Source organism: Vibrio sp. Vb2880, from assembly GCF_033337975.1.
GTDB lineage: Bacteria > Pseudomonadota > Gammaproteobacteria > Enterobacterales > Vibrionaceae > Vibrio > Vibrio alginolyticus.
Genome location: NZ_JAWORT010000007.1, coordinates 36,402 through 55,575, shown reverse-complemented (window position 1 = coordinate 55,575; position 19,174 = coordinate 36,402). Strand labels below are relative to the sequence as shown.

15 protein-coding genes and 1 pseudogene are annotated in these 19,174 nt (G+C 45.0%); 5 read left to right on the top strand and 11 right to left on the bottom strand.

Features of this window, described 5'->3' with window-relative positions:
• Nucleotides 1-29: 29 nt before the first annotated feature.
• From R7M92_RS09895 to R7M92_RS09870, 6 genes are all read right to left on the bottom strand, one after another.
• Nucleotides 30-578, bottom strand: a complete 549-nt coding sequence (locus tag R7M92_RS09895; RefSeq protein ID WP_017820633.1) for a hypothetical protein — start codon at nt 576-578, stop codon at nt 30-32.
• Nucleotides 579-828: 250 nt separating this feature from the next.
• Nucleotides 829-2,604 carry an ABC transporter transmembrane domain-containing protein gene (locus R7M92_RS09890; protein WP_169644495.1) on the bottom strand — a complete coding sequence of 592 codons (1,776 nt, stop codon included), beginning with the start codon at nt 2,602-2,604 and terminating at the stop codon, nt 829-831.
• Between the two features lie 3 nt (nt 2,605-2,607).
• A complete protein-coding gene (locus R7M92_RS09885) occupies nt 2,608-4,347 on the bottom strand; it encodes an ABC transporter transmembrane domain-containing protein (protein WP_065274505.1) in 1,740 nt (579 codons plus the stop codon).
• A 271-nt stretch (nt 4,348-4,618) separates the two neighbouring features.
• Complete coding sequence (locus tag R7M92_RS09880; protein WP_005377704.1) at nt 4,619-5,110, bottom strand: type II secretion system protein; 492 nt, start codon at nt 5,108-5,110, stop codon at nt 4,619-4,621.
• Between the two features lie 204 nt (nt 5,111-5,314).
• Nucleotides 5,315-6,658, bottom strand: coding sequence for a sodium/glutamate symporter (locus R7M92_RS09875; protein ID WP_158156349.1), 1,344 nt, complete (start codon nt 6,656-6,658; stop codon nt 5,315-5,317).
• A 424-nt stretch (nt 6,659-7,082) separates the two neighbouring features.
• Nucleotides 7,083-7,961, bottom strand: coding sequence for a LysR family transcriptional regulator (locus tag R7M92_RS09870; RefSeq protein WP_213960862.1), 879 nt, complete (start codon nt 7,959-7,961; stop codon nt 7,083-7,085).
• 103 nt (nt 7,962-8,064) lie between these two features.
• Between R7M92_RS09870 and R7M92_RS09865 the strand changes: the two genes are divergently transcribed.
• Entirely contained in the window at nt 8,065-8,352 is a 288-nt protein-coding gene (locus tag R7M92_RS09865) for a putative quinol monooxygenase (RefSeq protein WP_005389066.1), read from the top strand.
• Nucleotides 8,353-8,363: 11 nt separating this feature from the next.
• On the top strand, nt 8,364-9,341 hold the full coding sequence (locus R7M92_RS09860) for a Gfo/Idh/MocA family protein (protein ID WP_213968801.1): 978 nt from the start codon (nt 8,364-8,366) through the stop codon (nt 9,339-9,341).
• 90 nt (nt 9,342-9,431) lie between these two features.
• Here R7M92_RS09860 and R7M92_RS09855 read toward each other — a convergent pair whose 3' ends face one another.
• A complete protein-coding gene (locus tag R7M92_RS09855; RefSeq protein ID WP_005533850.1) occupies nt 9,432-10,118 on the bottom strand; it encodes a DNA-3-methyladenine glycosylase I in 687 nt (228 codons plus the stop codon).
• A gap of 86 nt (nt 10,119-10,204) precedes the next feature.
• Between R7M92_RS09855 and R7M92_RS09850 the strand changes: the two genes are divergently transcribed.
• Nucleotides 10,205-10,399 carry a hypothetical protein gene (locus R7M92_RS09850; RefSeq protein ID WP_005377692.1) on the top strand — a complete coding sequence of 65 codons (195 nt, stop codon included), beginning with the start codon at nt 10,205-10,207 and terminating at the stop codon, nt 10,397-10,399.
• Nucleotides 10,400-10,484: 85 nt separating this feature from the next.
• Here R7M92_RS09850 and R7M92_RS09845 read toward each other — a convergent pair whose 3' ends face one another.
• From R7M92_RS09845 to R7M92_RS09835, 3 genes are read right to left on the bottom strand one after another with little or no spacing between them, the layout of a single operon-like run.
• Nucleotides 10,485-13,295 carry an Hsp70 family protein gene (locus R7M92_RS09845; RefSeq protein ID WP_318133270.1) on the bottom strand — a complete coding sequence of 937 codons (2,811 nt, stop codon included), beginning with the start codon at nt 13,293-13,295 and terminating at the stop codon, nt 10,485-10,487.
• A 55-nt stretch (nt 13,296-13,350) separates the two neighbouring features.
• Nucleotides 13,351-15,315, bottom strand: a complete 1,965-nt coding sequence (locus R7M92_RS09840; protein ID WP_161440737.1) for an Hsp70 family protein — start codon at nt 15,313-15,315, stop codon at nt 13,351-13,353.
• The gene (locus tag R7M92_RS09835) at nt 15,315-15,947 is read right to left on the bottom strand and encodes a DUF2760 domain-containing protein (RefSeq protein ID WP_017634945.1); all 633 of its coding nucleotides are present in this window, start codon (nt 15,945-15,947) and stop codon (nt 15,315-15,317) included. Before R7M92_RS09835 ends, R7M92_RS09840 begins: the two co-directional genes overlap by 1 nt.
• 291 nt (nt 15,948-16,238) lie before the next feature.
• On the opposite strand from R7M92_RS09835, the pseudogene R7M92_RS09830 reads away from it, so the two are divergent.
• Both R7M92_RS09830 and R7M92_RS09825 read left to right on the top strand, forming a co-directional pair.
• A pseudogene (locus R7M92_RS09830) lies at nt 16,239-17,781 on the top strand (diguanylate cyclase domain-containing protein).
• Between the two features lie 83 nt (nt 17,782-17,864).
• A complete protein-coding gene (locus R7M92_RS09825) occupies nt 17,865-18,395 on the top strand; it encodes a 3'-5' exonuclease (protein WP_042522915.1) in 531 nt (176 codons plus the stop codon).
• A gap of 242 nt (nt 18,396-18,637) precedes the next feature.
• On the opposite strand, the gene R7M92_RS09820 is transcribed toward R7M92_RS09825, so the two are convergent.
• Nucleotides 18,638-19,078: a TerB family tellurite resistance protein gene (locus R7M92_RS09820; protein ID WP_017820644.1), complete on the bottom strand. Its 441-nt coding sequence runs from the start codon at nt 19,076-19,078 to the stop codon at nt 18,638-18,640.
• Nucleotides 19,079-19,174: the final 96 nt, after the last annotated feature.

Here is a 19,174-nt window from a genome sequence, read left to right as displayed (position 1 = left end):
TAAACACCCCTAACTTTAGGGGTGTTTATTTAGAAATCGGCTTTACGGACAAAGTGCGGGTTTTTGTACTTTTTCTGCGGACCAAACGATGATACGACAAGTTTGTTCCATAATGTTTTGTCAAACTCACCCTTTGGAATCGAAGGGTAGAGGGTTTCCTCTTCTTCTCTTGCAAAGTTCATATATTGTTTCTTTTTAATTTGATTGTACTTTTTGGCGATCTGGTTATGTTTTCTTACCCACTCCAGCTTGTAATTGTGGAGCACTTTTTCACCATCTTCGAGACTCATTCGAGATAGGAACAGTCGCTTGTATGAGACCTTTCTGTCCAGCATTGTGCGCATAACGGTTTGGATATATTTACCGTGATGCGTAATGGTAATGTCGTTTTCATCAACAGGAGTGACACACCAGCCTTTAGGTAAAAAGTCTGGCTTCTTAAATTGCTTATTACGCTCCATTAGCGCCTGATGTAAAACTAAATCAGAGGTGCCGCGGAACGTCTTTTGCCATTTACCGATACGAATTTGAATCGAACCAGGCAAGCGATAGATGTTAGTAAACTTATCTTTGTCCATGGACTTGTGTCATGAGATTAATGTGCATAATTAGAAAGCGGAATTCAGCCCAATGCCACAGGCAGTAGACTTAAGTACCGTACGATTTTACAACGACCTTGCGTGATATAGCGAGGGGTTATGTCAATAATAGGTAAGAAATAGAAAATTAGTTCACATTATGAAGAAATTGGAAGCTTACAAGGCTAAATTTTGAAGTTACACCAATTATGCCCATGCCGACTAAATAAAAGAAGGCACGGGCATAAAATCACACCGCTTCTTCGAGTTGCTTGGTGTCTTCTTCAATCTGTTGTAGGTGTCGGTTTGCTTGCTGTAACTGATACATTTGAGCATAACGACCATTTTGCGTTAAGAGTGCTTTGTGTGTGCCTTTCTCGACTAACTCCCCATGATGAAGAACAATGATTTGGTCTGCATCTAAGATAGTTGAAAGCCGATGAGCAATAACAACGAGCGTCATGTCTTGTCTGAGGACCGCCAAGCTCTTTTGGATTAAAGCCTCTGTTCCTGAGTCAATATTTGCGGTTGCTTCATCTAATATCAATATCTTAGGTTTTACCACAAGCACACGTGCTAACGCCAAAAGCTGTTTCTGACCTGCAGATAAATTAGTTTCGCCTTGACCTAACTGCGTGTCTAGCCCGTTAGGGTAACGATGAATTTGTTCTGCCAAACCTACCTTGTCTAACGCATCCCATATTTGATTGTCATCAACCGCCCGACTGAGAGAGATGTTTTCTCTGACTGAAGCAGGGAGAATATGTGGATCTTGTTGAACCATTGCCACATCTTTGCGAAGTACGTCTTTCCCTAATGTTTTAAGTGGACGACCATCTATGAGCAGTTCACCACATTGCGTTGGATAAAAGCCCATTAACAGTGACGCTAATGTGCTTTTACCGCTTCCTGTATGCCCGACAAGCGCGATAAAGTCTTGGTGGTTGGCCTTCAACGAAATGTCTTTTAGGACGTCCTGTTTACCATCGTAGCTAAATGTGAGGTCTTTAAGTTCGATAGCACCTGACCTTAATGGTTGATGATCGCCCCCGTAAGTTTGTTCTTTCGCATCAATCAATTCAAAAACACGTTCGCTTGATACTAACGCCTGCTGAAGTAGAGCAAGTTGCTGAGTCATCTCAATTAGTGGTTCAGTAACTCGCGCAAGATAACTGATAAATGCATACAGTACCCCCACACCAATCAACTCAATACCATTAAAACCAAAGATCGCAACCAAGCAAAGCAACGCAAGACCAGCGAGCAAATCCATTAAGGGTCTTAGCAGATAGCCGTTTAGCCGAATCACTCGTTTAGATGCCACCAGATGCTCTGCGGTTAGCTCGTTGAACTGTTTATTAAAACGCTCTTCTTGTTGCATTAATTGAATGACACTCATCCCTTGAATGGATTCACTCAGATTCGCATTTATATCAGTCAATAGGTCACGCATCTTTCGGTAGCTTTCTGTACTTAGCTGCTTAAACAAGTACATAAAGCCGATGACGATCGGCAGCAATACAAGCACAACGAGTGTGAGCTTCCAACTCATGAAAAACATAACGCCAAGCATTACGACAATCATGACCACGTTTTTCACCACGGTCGCGATCAAAAGCTCATAAAATTGCTGTAAAGATTCCGTATCGTTGGTGATTCGCGACACCAATTTTCCAGCAGGCGTGTAATCAAACGCAGATAACGGCTGCTTAATCACGCCAGAAAATACTTGCTTACGAATCGCTTTGATCGTGTTAGCCGCGACAATGCTAAATTGCAATGACTGAAAATACTGGAATGTTGCCGATACGATCTGAAGAGCGATATAACCTACTGCTAGCGAAATCAGAACATTTTGTGAATAGTCACCTTTAGCGATGTGCTCATCAATGAAATATTGAATCAACCAAGGGCCGCCGGCGCTAGCTAACGCTGCAATAAACAGCAAGGCGAGTCCTTTAATCATTGGCTTTGGTTGAGATAATGGGTAAGACATTAACCGTTTAAACGTGCTGGTCTGGTTCATTCATTATTCCTCCATCGCCTGTTCTAGTTTTTGGTACTCGAACATTTCGGCGTACCATCCCTGATGCGCTAATAAAGCGCTATGTTGCCCACGTTCAGTAATGTGGCCGTGATTCAAGACAATGATCTCGTCTGCTGCTTCCAATGCGGTGAGGCGGTGTGCAATAACGATTAGGGCTTGATCACGGTAGTGTGTTTCCAAATTCTTAAGGATTTGATGTTCGGTCCGTCCATCAACAGCGGAAAGTGCATCGTCCAAAACCAACACTTGGGCATTCAGCAGCATAGCGCGTGCTATCGCAATACGTTGTTTTTGCCCGCCGGAGAGTGTAATGCCTTTTTCACCAACTTCTGTTTGGTAGCCTTCAGGAAACTTCTCAATATCGTCATGTATACAGGCTAACTTTGCTGCTCTATAGACTTCTTCTTTCTCTGCATTAGGGTTGCCTAAGGCAATATTGTCGAAGATAGATTTGGAGAATAGAAACGGACTTTGGTTAACGACAGCAAAACGGTTGCGCCACTGTGGAAGTAGGGCATCCTTGATCTCGACATCACCGAATTTAATTGAGCCGTTTTCTAAATCATGTTGACGCAAAAGTAGTGTTAACAGGGTCGATTTTCCGCTTCCTACAGGCCCTGCAACTCCCAACATTTTTCCGGGTTCAAGTTCGATGTTTACTTCCGTCAAAGCGGGCGGTAAATCACTAGACCAGTGGAAATCGTCGATATCAATTTTCAACGGAAGTGGTTTATTTTCTATTGGCTTATTGCCACTGATAATTTCTGGCTTTTCATCAAAGATCTCTTGTAATCGGTTCCATGCAGCAGAGCCTCTTTCTAAAATGTTAAATAGGAATGCGAATGCCAGCATCGGCCATATCATCAACCCTAAATACATCGTAAATGCGGTCAGATCACCAAGCGTGATCTCACCTTTATCAACAAGGTAAGCACCAGCAGCGACACTAAGAAGGAAAGAAAGACCGATGGTTAACTGAATTGCCGGGTCAAATCTAGCATCGACTCTTGCGACAGCGATGTTCTTTTCGCCAGTATCATCCACAACCTCTTCAAAACGTTGCTGCTCTTGGTTTTCTAATCCGAAAGCACGCAGCATTCGCACGCCATTAAGTGACTCTTGTGTCATGTCTGACATGGTAGAAAAGGCTTCCTGAGCGACACGAAAGCGTTGATGTAGGATACGCACAATAAAGAAGATGATGATGGCAAGAAATGGCATTGGAAGAAGCGCCATTACGGTGAGCTTCCAGCTTACTTGCGTTACCATAATGATTAAAACCGCAATACCAGTGATCAAAGAGTCTGCGGCGGTTAAAACCCCTTCGCCGGCAGTCATAACGATATTACGCACATCATTAGTGCCACGAGCCATCAGATCCCCCGTCTTGTAACGTTCAAAAAAACGAGGTGGCTGTGTCGATAAATGCCTATATAGACGGTTACGTAGAATGGTCCCGAGCTCCCAGCTTGCGCCGAAAAGCCAAATTCGCCATAAGATGCGACACCCATAAATAGTAAAGATCAGTACAGTTAACCCTGAGAGCCATAGAATCAGCGTATTTGTATCTAAAGTGTTGTCTACGACGCCATCAACTATGATGCCAACTGCTTTGGGCGGAACAAGCTGTAGTGCTGATATAACAGCGAAAAGCAGAATGGATCCGACATAGTGCCTCCACTTTTGTTGGAAATACCAACGTAGCTGCCAGAATATTCTCATTACGCCTCCCGCTTTAAATTATTGAATTTGTTATAGAACTATTATTGAGCGAAATGATGAGTTTACAAGCACAAGTTATAGGCGGGTTTAAAAACGATAGATTGTTTCAATTATAGCCATGTGTCGGCGCAAATTACTGGTTTTATCTCTATGAGCTCATTGTGCGACGACATTATGTGAAATAGTTGTTAATGATGGTTTTGGAGCCATTACCTTGCAATAACGATGAAGACACCAAAAGTAAAAGTGTTACTGCCACTCTCTATGGGAATTAGCAATCGTCAGTTTGTATTTTGTATTTCACTTGGCCACCAGGAGTTTCTGGGTAGTAAACTTCGACATAACACATATGTTCTGGACCAACAGGCTTGTTTGCAAAACCAATAAGGAAGTAGGGCTCGTCTGGGCTATCTACCCCATACCAAGTGTTGATAGTGAGTTGCGGATCAAAGCCTGCTAGCTCTTTTGCTGGAATAACATTTTTGATAAATCCAAAGTAACCAATTAGGTCGTTATGGCCGTCATTATCTAGATCAATGTTATATTGTATGCCGCCATCTACTGTCTCTTGAGATTGAATCACTGCTTTGGTGTAGACAAAGTTGTTGGCGGTCATGAGTGCTTCTCTGGCTCCATATAGAACCGCCACTCTGGCATCTTTTTGTAAGCCAAGAAATTTAGGAAATGCAACGACGCTTACAATACCAAGAATGATGATGCACACAATGAGTTCAATAAGAGTAAATCCTTGAGAGCGACGCACAGCCTTTCTCCATGTTTTAGAAACGAATAGGCGGCTATTCTGATATAGAAACTTTCAGGTCAAGTATTAAAAAAGAATGATAGTAAGAGATCGGGATTGCAAATCTCAAATATAAAACAAGTTGCTTATTTTCGAGATGAGGAGTGATTTTGATAAAAACCAAGGAATGAACTCGAGAGGATAAAATCCTCCCGAGTAAAGCGACTAAGATTCGTGTGTCAGAGCACTGCTGTTACGTTTAAAAATGAATCGCCAAATAAATAAGACAATTGCGATGTAACCTAATCCTACACCAAGCGCTTGCCAGTGCATGCCGTTATACATCGCGATTGGCATCAAAGAGATGATGAAGATGTCAGTGATTGAGCCAGGGACATAAGCTATGGCGTAATCATCAAGTACTTTGCTACGCATTTTGGGATCAACAATACGAAGTAACGCAATACCCATGGCAACCGTACCGGTTAACCAACCCCAAGAGAAAATGCCTTTCTCGAACCAATCTTCGCCCATGATACGTGGGGCAACCCAGAAGATTAGCCATAGTGTGAAGGCGATACCGCCGATTGCAAGCACTACCATCGGCATTAAATACTGGGCTAAGACGGTAATCTTGATGGCTGAGATACCAAAGATAATCAAATAATCGGTACTGATGCCCGCAGCGTGTTTGAATGCACCGTCACAAAGATAGCGTGAAGCTTTGGTTTGTTTCGCGATGATTCGCACAAGCATGCCGCCAAGGAAGCCAGTTACAAACGTCGGGATCTGCACCTTATCGTGGAAAGAAGACAAGTAGTTGGCGGCGACATAAGAGAAAGCGGTTACGACAACCACTAACGCAGCGTGAATCGCGAAAGAATCAACCGACAGGGAAGACATGGTGTCTTTCATTACCGGTTCTTGATCATCAGGCTTAACAAGGCCTTTGCGTTCGTGTTCGTCCATGCTGTCGAAGGTCGTAAAGCTACGAATCCAACCCATCTTCAATGCGAATTGCAGCATGAGCATGCCGACAGAAATCGAGATGAAAATACCCACGGTTGCGAACGTTAAGCCAAGTGTGAAGCCATCTTCCCAGCCAAGCCCCGTGAAGATTTCACCAACAACAGATGCAGAGCCATGTCCGCCCATAAAGCCCGCAGACATTGTCACACCAAAGCCAGGATTAATCTCTGGCCAGAAGAAGGTTGTGAGAACTAGACCAAACATTGCTGCAAACAACCACTGAGAAACAGAAGCGATTTGGTTAAACGCCCACAATGAGCCAGCACGCTGTGCGACGGTTTTAGGTGATGGAACATCCGTTGCCAGACCTAACGCAGAAAAAAGTGCAGCAGTTAATAGGCTTGCGTTAGCGGTAAACGTATCGGTCCAAGGCAGTACGTCTAACAGGGCTGGTCCAAAAATTAGACCGAATAATCCTGCGAGAACCGCCGATGGAATGTACATACGCTGTAATAATGGCGCGTGAACGCGAATGACTTTTGCCAAAATTAATAGTAAGCCAGCGATGGCTAAGTCAGTCAGCATTAGACCTTTAGGCATCTTATCCTCCAGTAAATGCAGTCAAGGGGTAGCGTCCTTGTGACCTACCTTGAATAAAAATCTCTCTCAAGCCAAAAAGCCACATACGTGACTAACAGCGTTGAGAAATCAATGTCGTTTTCATAAGCAAAGGAATGTGCTTATGCAATTTGAAATGAGTGTAAATGTTGTGATTGCACACGAACAGGAAGAGAAATTAGATTAAATTTCTCGATATTTTTTTGATAGTTCACTCAGGAAAGGCGGCAATCCTAGTCACTTTGTCAGAGCAATGCAATTGGTGTGAATCAATAAATTATGCCTAGTTATGGGTGTTTCTGACTAACAACATGAAAAATAAAGACAATTAACAAGCAATAATATTTGTCATATCGACAATAAAAGTTAATTAAATGGTTAAATTGTCGCCGCTTTATGTGGGGCGTTACGGATTCACATGCGAAAGAACAAAATCGACTAAGGTGCGATTTTTAAGGGAAAGCTGTTTTGAACGGTAAAGCAGGTGGATCGGTTTTGGCTTGGGAATGTGTGAATGGAGAATTTCTACCAAGGCGCCAGATTGGATTTCCTGTTCAACTAAGATCTTTGGTTGCAGAAGAACACCAGAGCCTTTTAACGCGGCAAACTTAAGTACATCGCCATTATTAGACGTTAATCGGGTGTTGCTGTTTCCAAAGGTATTAGATGGCATGTTCACCACTTGTTGGCTTTCTCCTTGGTGATACTGAAACCCCAAACAATGATGATGTTCAAGGTCATCAAGCGATTGGATAGGGGCATGTTGTTCAAGGTAAGAGGGTGAGGCGCAGTAAGTCATGTGGTATTCACCCAATTTTCTCGCGACTAACGACGAATCGACCAACTCACCGATTCGAATAATCACGTCTGCTTCGCTTCGATATGGGTCAATCAAATTGTTGTCCAACATCAGCTCAACGTTCAAATCGGGAAATTCAGCTAAGAAGTCAGCCACGATAGGAGCAATGACCTTTTTGCCATACGTGACAGGGCAGTTAACTTTTACTGTTCCGGTTGGACGGTTGATCAGCGTCTGGATCAGGTTCTCTGCGTTGGTGATGTCTTCAATAATGCGGTGGCACTCTTGGTAGTAGAGTCTGCCGGCTTCGGTCAGGGACTGTTTACGCGTGGTGCGATGAATCAGCTGTGTACCTAAGCTTTGCTCAAGAAAGCTCACGTGCTTGCCAACCATAGTCGGTGAAATATCAAAGTGGTGTGCAGCATTACGAAAGCTGCCGTGTTCGACCACGTAAGCGAAAACTTTCATGCTTGTTAATTTATCCATTGCACACCCAGAGTTGATAAAGAAATAACTACAGCAGAGTTTATCAATCAAATGAGGTTAATTACAGTGGGCGTATGATTAAGAATGGAGAAAGAGATCCATCATGAGCGAGACGATTTTTGTTACCGCCGAACTGAAAATGAATGCCGATAAGCCAAGACAACAAGTGGTTGAAGCCATTGAACAATTTTGCCTTGATATGCAAAGCGAAGCGGGGTGCTTGCAAGCGAATGCGACCTACGATTCTAAAGATCCACAACGTGTGATTCTTTGGGAGCGATATGAAAACCGCGCCGCGATTGAAGCGCATTTTGCTATGCCGCATACACAAGCGTTTATTGCGGCTGAAATGGCAGAGTTAGTTCAAGCATTCGAAACCCAAGCTCAATAGGAGAGGCGAACATGAAATGGGGTATTCTAGGCACAAGCTTTATCTCAGGTGTCATGGCTGAGGCAATCCAAGGCGATGACAAGAGTGAACTGTACGCGGTTGCTGGGCGTTCGGAGCAGAACTTAAAGACATTCGCTGAGCAATATGGCATCGAGAATACGTTCAACGATTACGATGCGTTGATTGCCGATGAGCAAGTCGACATTATTTACATAGCATTGCCAAATCACCTTCATCATGACTTTATCGTTAAAGCGGCAGAGCAGGGAAAAGCGATCCTGTGTGAAAAGTCACTGTCGGTAGATATGGAAAAAACCGAGTTGGCACTAAAAGCAGTCGAAACGCACAAGGTATTCTTTGCTGAGGGTTTGATGTACTTACATCACCCATTGATCAGCGAGTTGGTTTCTGTGCTTAAATCGGGAGAGCTTGGTGAACTTCGCTCCATCCATACGTCTTATATTGCGTCGATTGCGCAGTTTGTTAATCCAGACAGCAAAGGTGCTTTGTATAACTTAGGTTGCTACCCAATGTCATTAGTGCATTTGGTGGTGAAAACCATGTTGGGTGAACAAGCCTTTGGAAACCGCTCTATGACGGCGATTGGTCGACGAGGTAACGATGGGAATATCTGTGAATCGAGTTTGATGATGCAATTCGGTGAGCAACAAACGGCGAGCTTACACACCGCCGAAGATCATGGATTGAAACACCAATTCACTATTCTGGGTAGTAAAGGCAGTATTACGTTAGACTCGAATCCATGGCTACCAACGCAAGACAACCAGTTTAGTATGGAAATTTACGAGACGTCGAAGCGCGAGCTGTCTGTATCGGCAGCTGGAGACGCTTTCTTCTATCAAGTGCGCAATATTCGCCAAGCGGTTGAAGCAGGGCGTACATCGTTAGAGAACCCTTGTGCAACATGGGAAGACTCTCACCGTATTATGCAGCTACTGACGGAGTGGGAATCACTGGCTTCAAAGTAAGCCTGTGTTTAGGTGAAATAGACCAATGAAAATAAAAACGGCGCACTAACAATTATCAGTGCGCCGTTTTTATTTTGTGTTCAGTCTGGATTAAATGCGGTTGTCGCCGGTACTAAATGCAATGACTTGACTGATTTCAGTCAGGCTTCTGCCACTTTCTTGCTGCCATTGAACAAACGCTTTGTTGGTGGCATCGAGCGATTTTTTCGTATCTTTGCCACCTTCAATGATCTTGCAATTACGTAGGTAAGCTTCAACGTCGCTAGACAAGATGAAGGTATCAACGCCCATTTGACGAAGTGTGTAAGGACCGGTATTGCCACCTAGGCGATTACCGCGTTTCTTCAAATACGCCCATAGGTCGGTGATTTTCTCTTGCGGCCAATCGGCAACCATTTTGCCAAACGAGCCGTATTCGATTTTTGCTTCGTGGATCATACGTGCGTTGGCAGGGATCGACATGACTTTAGTGAGGTGGCGAATAATGCGTTTGTCGGTTGCTTTGGTTTCCCATTGCTCATCCGACAGCATCAATAGCGGCTCAATCTTAAACCCAAAGAACACTTCTTCGAAGTTCGGCCACTTGTTGCGAACCACGCTCCACGAAATCCCACTTTGGAATACTTTCATCGAAAAAGCGGCCAGCCAACGGTCGTCGGGAATCGCTGCCAGTTCTTCTTTGCTTAGTGGATGAGACAAAAGCGCTTCAAGTTGATCTTCACCACCTTTACGCTCGGCAGCGCGCTGATAAATCGCGTCAAATTTTTCGATACTCATAAAAGAAGTTAGTCCTAGTTTATGTCGATATTTGCGAAACATACTACGCTTAAGTGGCTGAATCGTAAATTGATGGAGTGTCACAAATGAAGAAGGTCACATTAACGTTTGTCGGAGAAGGTTCGGATCGTATTGCAGAAAAATTCTATGCGTGGATGACGGATGGTGGGTTAGAAGACAGCATGATTGAGAATTTATCTGACCGTGAAATCTCAGTGGTCGGCATCAGTGATATGGATAATGAAACGCGTGATGTGGTAATCAATACGGAAATGAACTAACGAGTCGACTATCGTCAGCTATTAGAACCAGATAAAACAAAGCCCTTCACGAGAAGGGCTTTGTTGCTTTTATGAGCATGGGAGCTTAGTTATTTACCAGCGTCAGGCCGCTTGGGAGTGCATCACCGAAGATACGCTTCGATTCGCTCTCAGATAGCTCTTTGACTTCTTCAACCAATGATACCCAAGATTCAGGCACCTTGCTTTGCTTCAACTTAGCCAGTACCTGCTCACGGTAGTCGTCTGAGATATCAAATAGGCGGTCGCCCGTCTTACGACAAATCATTACAGCTGCAAACGCGATCATTGGCTCTTTCTGCCAGTTCTGCTCTAACAGCTTAGGCAACCACTGTTCCGCTTGTTCACGAGGAACGACGTTATGCTGACTGCCATATAAAGGCGTCCGTGATGCCAAGCGGCCCATTGCCCACCAGTGTGCTTGTTCGAACTGGTTATGGTTGATGGCTTTGCTCAAGAACCACGTAGCCAATAGAACTTTGTCTTCGACTTCTAGATGCTCTAGAGAGGCAGACAAGCGAACCATCGACTCGTAACCCATGTCTTGCGCTGCTTTGGCGGATTGTGGGTTTTTCATCGCGCCAGGGTGTAGGTATTTCGCGATGTCCGCCAAGATGGTCTCTTGTTGCTCTTGGCTCAAGCCACCTGCGATACGACGCCAGAACACCCACCAGTCGGTCCAACCTTGATGGTTCTTAAACTGAATGTTTTGTTGGTAGAGACCCCAAACTTGCTCAATACGCCATGAGTCGGTTGGATCGCCAAAGCCCGGACGCAGTGCAAAGCCAGCTAAACGAAGCCAGTTTTTCTCGTGTTGTTCTGAACGGCGGCGACGCTTACGACCTTGTGCAAAGGTATCGAACAGTTGACGTAGGGTCGTGAAATCCCATTCATCGCGTTTGCCAAGTTTCTTCTCAAGATCTTTGGCTAAGGTTTTGATCTCTTTGCTTTCCGCGCTTTTCTTATTACCGCTGTAAAGGCGAGCGATCAGCTCCTTACATTCGTTCAACTTAGGGTGAAGTTTAACTTGCTCGCTGTCATCGGTTTGCTTGTTACGAACTTCGAATTCTAGCTCCCAACGTTTGTTGTCGTCTTCTGCGCTGACACATTCCATCTTAAGCGTGCCGACTTCAGTCAACTGACACGCCAGTTGCACTTCTACGCGCTCTTTCTGGTTGGCTTGCAGTTCGGCACCTTCACCTTCAAGGGTGGTGATATAAGGCGGCAGGGGAGCAAACAAGTCCGGATCAACGTCAACCATTACACCGTTTTGAATGGCGGTGTTATTGGTTAAGGTGTCGTGGGTAGAAGTCAGCAGGTTAAAGCGAACGGGCTCACCTAGGGTAAGCGAGAAGCGGCGACCACTTAATCGGATCTCGTGTCCTTCTTCTGTGCCTTTTGCAAGCAAACAGAGCGCTTTGCCCATCTTGTTCTTTTCTTGAAGATGCAAGAAGTAAGAACGCGCTGCGCCACCACCAATTTTAAGTTGTGCGCCACGACGCGCTTTACCAAATGCAACAGCACCCAGTGCAACCGACCAATCTGGATGTGGGTTGTCTAATACCGTAACTGGTGCGCCGCGCCAATCGGAAAGTAGGGTAGTGACACGCTCAGTCACAAGCTCACTGTTGAACACACCACCATTGAGTAGCAAACCGACTGGAATGGCATTTTGTTTGTCGTCTTCAATGCCAAGTGCGGCACGAGAGACTTGCTGATGCGTCGTTAAGAACTCGGCAACGTGTTTGCTCACTGCTGGGTCGGCAACGTATGGAAGACCAAACTCGACAACCGCGCTGCGGCGTTTATCTGGTACTTCACTGAAATCAGAAAGCGGGAAGAAGCCATCTAAAGCGATTTGGTGCACTTCTTGTTTGCTCAGCCCAATACTCTTTGTTCCGCCAAGAAGTTTCGAGCCGCTGCCCAGCATGGTGATTTTCACTTCTTCAGGTGCATTCGCTGAAAGCAGGTTTTCTTTCGCTTTACGCGTTTGCTGAATCAACTTAGTCAGGCTTGCGGCAGTGAGCTTCTTACTTTGGTTGAAGCGGCTTTCTGCAAGGTGTGCTAATGCTAAATCGAGGTTATCACCACCAAGCATCAAGTGTTCGCCAACGCCAATGCGGTCAAGGGCTAGCTCATCTTGAGAAGAGAAACTTGCTTCAATCAAGCTTAAGTCGGTGGTACCACCGCCCACATCGCACACCAGAATCAGCGGTAACTCTTTGAGCTCATCAGCTGCGGTTTTCTGATGGCGTGCGTACCAGTCGTAACATACGGCTTGTGGCTCTTCGAGCAGGACGATTTTCTTTAAACCTGCCAACTCTGCGGCTTCAAGCGTGAGCTTACGAGCGGTTTCATCGAACGACGCTGGAACGGTCACAACCACATCTTGGTCTTCTAGCTTGTTACTAGGATGTCGGTAGTTCCATGCTTGACGAATGTGGTTAAGGTAGCTTGCGCTGGCAATGACGGGCGAGACTTTATCTACGTCTTGCGCGCCAGCCCAAGGGAGAATGTCTGAGCTACGATCAACTGCTTGGTGCGATAGCCAGCTTTTTGCACTGGATACCTGACGTCCTTCCACCTTCGCGCCTAATTCACGAGCCCATTCACCCACGATCACATTACTAATGTCGCCAGAGACAGGTTCGTTTTCCCAAGGGAGTGTTAGGTCAGAAGGGGAGATTTGACCAACCGCAGGGTGATAGCGGAAAGAGGGCAGCAATGGTTTACGAACCACTTCACCCGGACCAATCAATTGGTCGATGTCGAATAGGGATACTTCGGATTGTTCAAGGTTGTCGGTAATTTCACAATACGCCACCACAGTGTTTGTGGTGCCAAGGTCAATACCAACAAGAAAACGAGGAGATGCCATACAAACCTTCGTGTATTTAAAAACGGCACCCGATTGGATGCCGTTTGATTTCTATTTATTCTTCTTCGTTTGAGTTGCTTTTCGCGTCTTCGCGCACATCGAACTCAACATGCCATTTTTGACCGTTATCAGCGGCAATGGCTTCTAAGTAAAGCGTACCAAGCTCAGTGACGCGAGAGGCTAGGGTTACTGGAACCACTTCGCCTTCACGACGACCTTCAGATACAGGCAGCGTTACTTGGATCTCTGGAAGCTCTTCAAGCTCTTCTGGTGCCCAGTAGTCTAGGTGAGTACCTGCTAGGTCATCACGACGAACCGTTGAGCCGAAGAATTGGAAGTTAACTGGCTGGCCGATGATCAAACCAAACTCTTGGCTTGGTACGTCAACGCTTGAGCCTTCTTCCATACCAAATGGTGCAACACAAAGTGCTTCCATTGGCGGCGCCATGCCCGGAATAGCTGGCATCGCACTTTCGATACCCACGTAGTACGCCGAAGCAATACCACCACGGATACGAACGCCCTGACCACGACGCACAGAGCCGTAGTAAGCCGCACCGCTAGCAACTGCAAGGTCTAGATCCACACCTGTTAGGCGTTTTGCCATTTCTGCATCTGCTTCAATTAGCCATTCGTTGATCGTGTCTTCTAGACGAGTTGCTAGAAGTTTCGATTTCAGAACACCACCGTTGAATAGGATTGCGGTTGGCTTGATGAAGTCAGCTGACTGCGCTGCATCCGAACCTGGCATACCAGGCATGTTAGCGAATGGGTTGAAATCTTGAGCTGCTGCTTCTGCGCCATTTCCTGAAGTAGAAAGAGCATTGGCTTGCTTAGACAAGAACGCTGCAATGTGACGAGTAATGCCTGCATCTTGTGCGTAAGGCAGACCCATTTGCGTTAGTGCACCACGGTTACGTTGAACAGGGTGGTCAGTAATTGCAACTTGAGGGAAGAAGCCATCAACCAGTGTTTGTTGTACTTCTTCTTGAGTCAGTTCTGTTTTCAGCGTTGCGCCAAGCAGTTTAGAACCACGGCTTGGTACTACGATTGGCACTGACTGAAGTTCGCTGTCGTTCAATAACGCTTCTTTCGCGTCACGACATGCGTGTGTCATTGCCTGAACTTGCCATGGCTGTAGCTCTTTACCTTCTTGGGCTAGCTTCATCTTCAAGCGGTACGCAAGTGCAAGATCCATGTTGTCACCGCCAAGTAGGATGTGTTCGCCTACCGCGATACGGTTCAGAGTTAGGTTGCCGTCGTCTTCAGTTACTTCAACCAAAGAAAGGTCGGTTGTACCACCACCGATATCGACCACAAGCACGATGTCGCCAACTTCAACTTCGTCGCGCCATTTGTCGTTGCTGTTATCGATCCAGTTGTAAAGTGCAGCTTGTGGCTCTTCTAGAAGTGTTAGGTGCACAAAACCAACGTTGCGTGCTGCTTCTGCAGTTAGATCGCGAGCAGCAGGATCAAAAGAAGCAGGAACCGTAATGGTTACGTCTTGATCGGCAAGGTTGTGATTTGGGTTCGCGTGATTCCAAGCGTCTTTTAGGTGCTCTAGGTAAAGCTCTGTCGCACGAAGAGGGGATACTTTTTCCACTTCTTCTGGGCTACCTGCTGGCAGGAAAGCATCACGACGGTTCACACCTGCGTGGCAAAGCCAAGATTTCGCACTTGCAACAAGACGAATTGGTGTTTTTGAACCTAGGTTACGTGCAATTGCACCAACTAGAGCTTTTGGCTCGCTCGACCACGGAAGAACGCGTGATTGCGGGTTCATTTCGTGTTCGTGTGGTTGGTAAAGGAAAGAGCCTAATTGGCTGCGAGTCTCTACCGTACCCGGCGCAGTCAACTGCGGGATAGGCATCACTTCAACGCGAGCGTCTTCGTCGTGAGTATCAACAAAAGACATCACACAGTGTGTTGTACCTAAGTCGATACCAACACTGAATTTAGGCGTCTGTTGAGTTTCAACAGACGCTTCTTGAGAATGGTTTTCTTGGTTCATGTGTTCCATTACAGCTCAACCTCAGCTGGAGCGATCACAGATGCGTCGTAGTTCTCAGCCAGTTTAGGCAACGTCATTGATGTTGCCTTCCAACCTTTGTGAACTAGCGTGCCGTTAAATGGCGCGCTGCCTGTTACGTTGCCAGTTAGGCGGATTTCTTGTGGGTTGAAGCCTTCTTCAACCGTAATGCGAGTTTCTTCGTCTTCGTTACGAACGTGCGCTAGCGTCACGTAGTCGTTCAGTACTTTCTGACCACCAGTGTGGATTACGCGAGCGGCTGCGCCTACTTCTTCATCAGAGAATGACGTTAGGTCTTCTTTTAAGAAGTCAATCAGACGAGCTTCTTGTTGCATGATAGAAAGCAGCTGCATTGCAGAGTCTGTTGATGCGGTTGCAAGTTTTGATTCAACTTCTACAACACGCTCTACGACTTTCTCTACTTCTACTACTTTTTCTACTTCAACGATCTTCTCAACTGGTTTCTCAACCTCGACGATTTTCTCGACTGGTTTTTCTACCACTTTCTCGACCACTTTTGATTTGCGCGACACTGCAACTAGAAGAAGCAAAACGCTCGATGCGGTTAGGCCAGCGTGAAGCATATCGAACGTTTGAGGAATTAGGTTCAAATCAATGTTCATGACGTTTTTTCTCTTTCTATTGATTTATTGGTGCTCAGTATTGGCTCATATTTGTTCACTAAAACGATCGTCTTTGCGATCTTGCACCAAGTTTAGACATTAAAATGATGACGGATGGTAGCATATTCAAGGCTTAAGGCTGTAATAATTCGTGACTATACCGTACGAACAGCGTGAAAAATCGACGTTCAGACTCCCCAATATAGGTTGTTGCTTGATGTTTGTGCGTTGCTAACGCAGTATTTCAATAGATCCCGAAGTTTAACTTACGGAAGTATCAAAAATTACGATATGACACAAAGCACCGCTCATAAGAGCTTTATAAAACGACATTCAGACTCTATTTTAGCTTTTTTGGCGACTTTATGTGTCACTGCTGGTGTAGTAGGTGCTGCTTATACAATGCAGCAACGGTATACACAGACGACGTTTGATACTTTAGCCGACCGACAAGCAGAATCACTTAAAGCAAACGTCGAGAATGATCTAAAGTTCATTGGTGCGGGCGCAAACTTTTTCCATTCGATTGAGCGAAGCTATTGGCCATCGTTTCCTATGTATGCGGAACAAGTGATTAATAGCTCGCGAAGTCTCATTGGACTTCAATGGATGCAAAAGGTCGAATTCGAAGATCTTGATGAACATATTTTAAAGACCCGTCAAAAATTTCCAAACTTCCAACCGTTTACCGTTCCTAAAGATGGTCCCAAAACCTACGGGTACATTTTTGAACACAATGAGCCAATTTTTATCGCGTCGGATATCTACCCAAGAACACCGGAAAACCTTTCTCTATTGGGTTTCTATTTTTCGCGCAAACGCTTCGATTTAATCTTGGATGATATTTCCGAAAATGGGCGAGCGAATGTCTCGGATAAAGTTCGCTTACTGCAAGATGGTTATGACAAGTCCATACCTAAGACTGGGTTGCTGGTGTTCCATCCAGTGTTCGACTTCGAGAACAAATATTTATTAGGAGTAGTGACCGGCGTTATCCGAAGTACGGTTTACTTTGAGGATTTGATTACGAAAACCGCGACGGAGCTCGATATGTCGGTGCGCGTAGAAGACTTGGGATTCGACGCAGCAGATGACCCTGTTCTCTTTCAAAGTGCTAGCTGGGATAACATTCGAGGAACCGTTATAAGCCGAACCATTCAACTGCCTAACCGTGAATGGCGTATTGACTTTAAGCTTTCTGACGCAGTCTCAGCTTGGGAGCGTTCTATTTTAGCGGGCACGACGCTAGCCGGATTGGTAATCGCCTTTTTGATCAGTTGGATTGTGAATTTACAGTCTCGAGAAAAAGAGCGCTTAGCGGTCATGTTGGAGCTCAAAACCGTTGAATTAAAAAGAATGGCAGAGCGAGACCCTCTAACTCAACTACTGAATCGCCGGGCATTCAACGATCATTTGCTTAATCAGATAAACAAAGGTGTTAACTTCGCCTTGGTTGGTTTTGATATCGACCACTTCAAAGTGATTAATGACAAACACGGCCATTTAGGTGGAGATGAAGCGTTACAACATGTTACTAAGCTGGTCAGTGCTAATTTAAAACCGGGAGATAAGTTTTACCGAGCTGGTGGTGACGAGTTTTGTATTATTTCTAAAGTCATTGATAGAGCAGTGCTAGAAGCTTACCTAGAAAAATTACGGAGTGTTGTGGCAAGTACGGCTTTTGATTATGGTGATGCGTCAATCATCTGTACGTTGAGTATCGGTGCGGTTATCCATAAAGAAGAAGATCCTGAGAGCTTGTATCACAAAATGGATAGTCAACTCTATTTGAGTAAAAAAAAACGGCCGTAATAATGTGTCGATCGGCGATTAAATGGGCGCACAAATTCGAGTTTTACGCCGTGTTACGATAGAATCGCACGCTTTAAATTTTTATGTTAGGAACCAAGGCAAACTATGAACCATAACCGTATTGTATGCTTCGATTTAGAAATGTGTTGCTGGAACGAAAATGGCGTCGGCAGCACGGGTGAAATTATCGAAGTGGGGTTAGCTGAAATAGATTTGTCTAAAGGTGAGATAGTCAAGCGTGCTCAATACTACGTGAAACCAGAACAAGATGAAGTGTCTCTGTTCTGCGCTGAGTTAACGGGCATCACACCACGTAAGATTGAAAAACAAGGACGCCCACTAGAAGAAGTGCTTAAATCCATGGTTAAGAACTTCGGTGGTCGCAACAAAATCTTTGCATCTTGGGGGCGAGATGACCTCATTCTTCTAGAAGAGTGTAAGCAAAAAGGTATTGAAGCACCGTTCACAGAGTTCATCAACTTAGCGACACTCTACCGTATTCAAAATCGTCTTAAAGATAAACGTATAGGCCATCGAGCCGCTCAAGAAGCAAAAGGAATAGACTGGGAAGGGCGTCAACACTCTGGCTATGTAGATGCATACAACTTAGCTAAGCTTGCTTTGACCATGTTTTAGTTATTCGAACCTAGCTAGCTTGTAATTAAATTATCATCCAACCATTGTTGTTTTGTCATGCAATCTGTTTAGTGTGGAAAGAGCTAAACACATACCTTGACCAGTACTTTAAATAACAATGTCGTTGGCTTATTGAAAAACGCGCAGAGAGCGCGTTTTTTTATGGCTACAGAAGCGATATCTGTTGTCATTCTAGGGGTAGCTTAGAGTTAGCCAGCGACTTATATACTCATCTCGTTACTTTACTGAGACTGTAACTTCGCTCGAATGAACTCGCTGTGATCAACATAGAGTAGCTCTGCTGTTTTACGGATCACCGCGTCTTCTAGCGGGTCAATTTCGCCGTCTGCGTAAGCGACTTCCCACATGCTTTTGATTAAGTTGTAACGAGTTTCTTGAGTCAGTTCTCTTAGTTGAGAGGTAAAGTCGTACAGCGAAGCGGAATCTTTTATTTTCTGTTGCGCTTGCTCTAACAAAGTATTTGATTCTTCTTCATTTAACGAAAGCAGTTTCATCAATAAAGAGCGCTTTGTTTCTTGTTCTCTATCATCGACACTATGGTCTGCGCCAGAAACTTCACAAAGCAAACACGCGATAGCCATGTTAGGGGAAAGTGTGTTGGTTTGGCTTAAATCAGAGCCATCAATGAGTTGTTTAAATAATGATGTGAGAGAATTAAACATAATGAACACCGAGCTATTGTTTATTTGGTTAACATGGTAATAAATACGGAAGATCTCAAGGTGCGATACCAAATTTAGCACGCCGTTGACATTTAA

Coding starts and splice junctions, on each gene's coding strand:
- R7M92_RS09895 (WP_017820633.1), bottom strand. CDS start 578: ATGGACAAAGATAAGTTTACTAACATCTATCGCTTGCCTGGTTCGATT.
- R7M92_RS09890 (WP_169644495.1), bottom strand. CDS start 2,604: ATGAACCAGACCAGCACGTTTAAACGGTTAATGTCTTACCCATTATCT.
- R7M92_RS09885 (WP_065274505.1), bottom strand. CDS start 4,347: ATGAGAATATTCTGGCAGCTACGTTGGTATTTCCAACAAAAGTGGAGG.
- R7M92_RS09875 (WP_158156349.1), bottom strand. CDS start 6,658: ATGCCTAAAGGTCTAATGCTGACTGACTTAGCCATCGCTGGCTTACTA.
- R7M92_RS09870 (WP_213960862.1), bottom strand. CDS start 7,961: ATGGATAAATTAACAAGCATGAAAGTTTTCGCTTACGTGGTCGAACAC.
- R7M92_RS09865 (WP_005389066.1), top strand. CDS start 8,065: ATGAGCGAGACGATTTTTGTTACCGCCGAACTGAAAATGAATGCCGAT.
- R7M92_RS09860 (WP_213968801.1), top strand. CDS start 8,364: ATGAAATGGGGTATTCTAGGCACAAGCTTTATCTCAGGTGTCATGGCT.
- R7M92_RS09855 (WP_005533850.1), bottom strand. CDS start 10,118: ATGAGTATCGAAAAATTTGACGCGATTTATCAGCGCGCTGCCGAGCGT.
- R7M92_RS09850 (WP_005377692.1), top strand. CDS start 10,205: ATGAAGAAGGTCACATTAACGTTTGTCGGAGAAGGTTCGGATCGTATT.
- R7M92_RS09845 (WP_318133270.1), bottom strand. CDS start 13,295: ATGGCATCTCCTCGTTTTCTTGTTGGTATTGACCTTGGCACCACAAAC.
- R7M92_RS09840 (WP_161440737.1), bottom strand. CDS start 15,315: ATGGAACACATGAACCAAGAAAACCATTCTCAAGAAGCGTCTGTTGAA.
- R7M92_RS09835 (WP_017634945.1), bottom strand. CDS start 15,947: ATGAACATTGATTTGAACCTAATTCCTCAAACGTTCGATATGCTTCAC.
- R7M92_RS09825 (WP_042522915.1), top strand. CDS start 17,865: ATGAACCATAACCGTATTGTATGCTTCGATTTAGAAATGTGTTGCTGG.
- R7M92_RS09820 (WP_017820644.1), bottom strand. CDS start 19,078: ATGTTTAATTCTCTCACATCATTATTTAAACAACTCATTGATGGCTCT.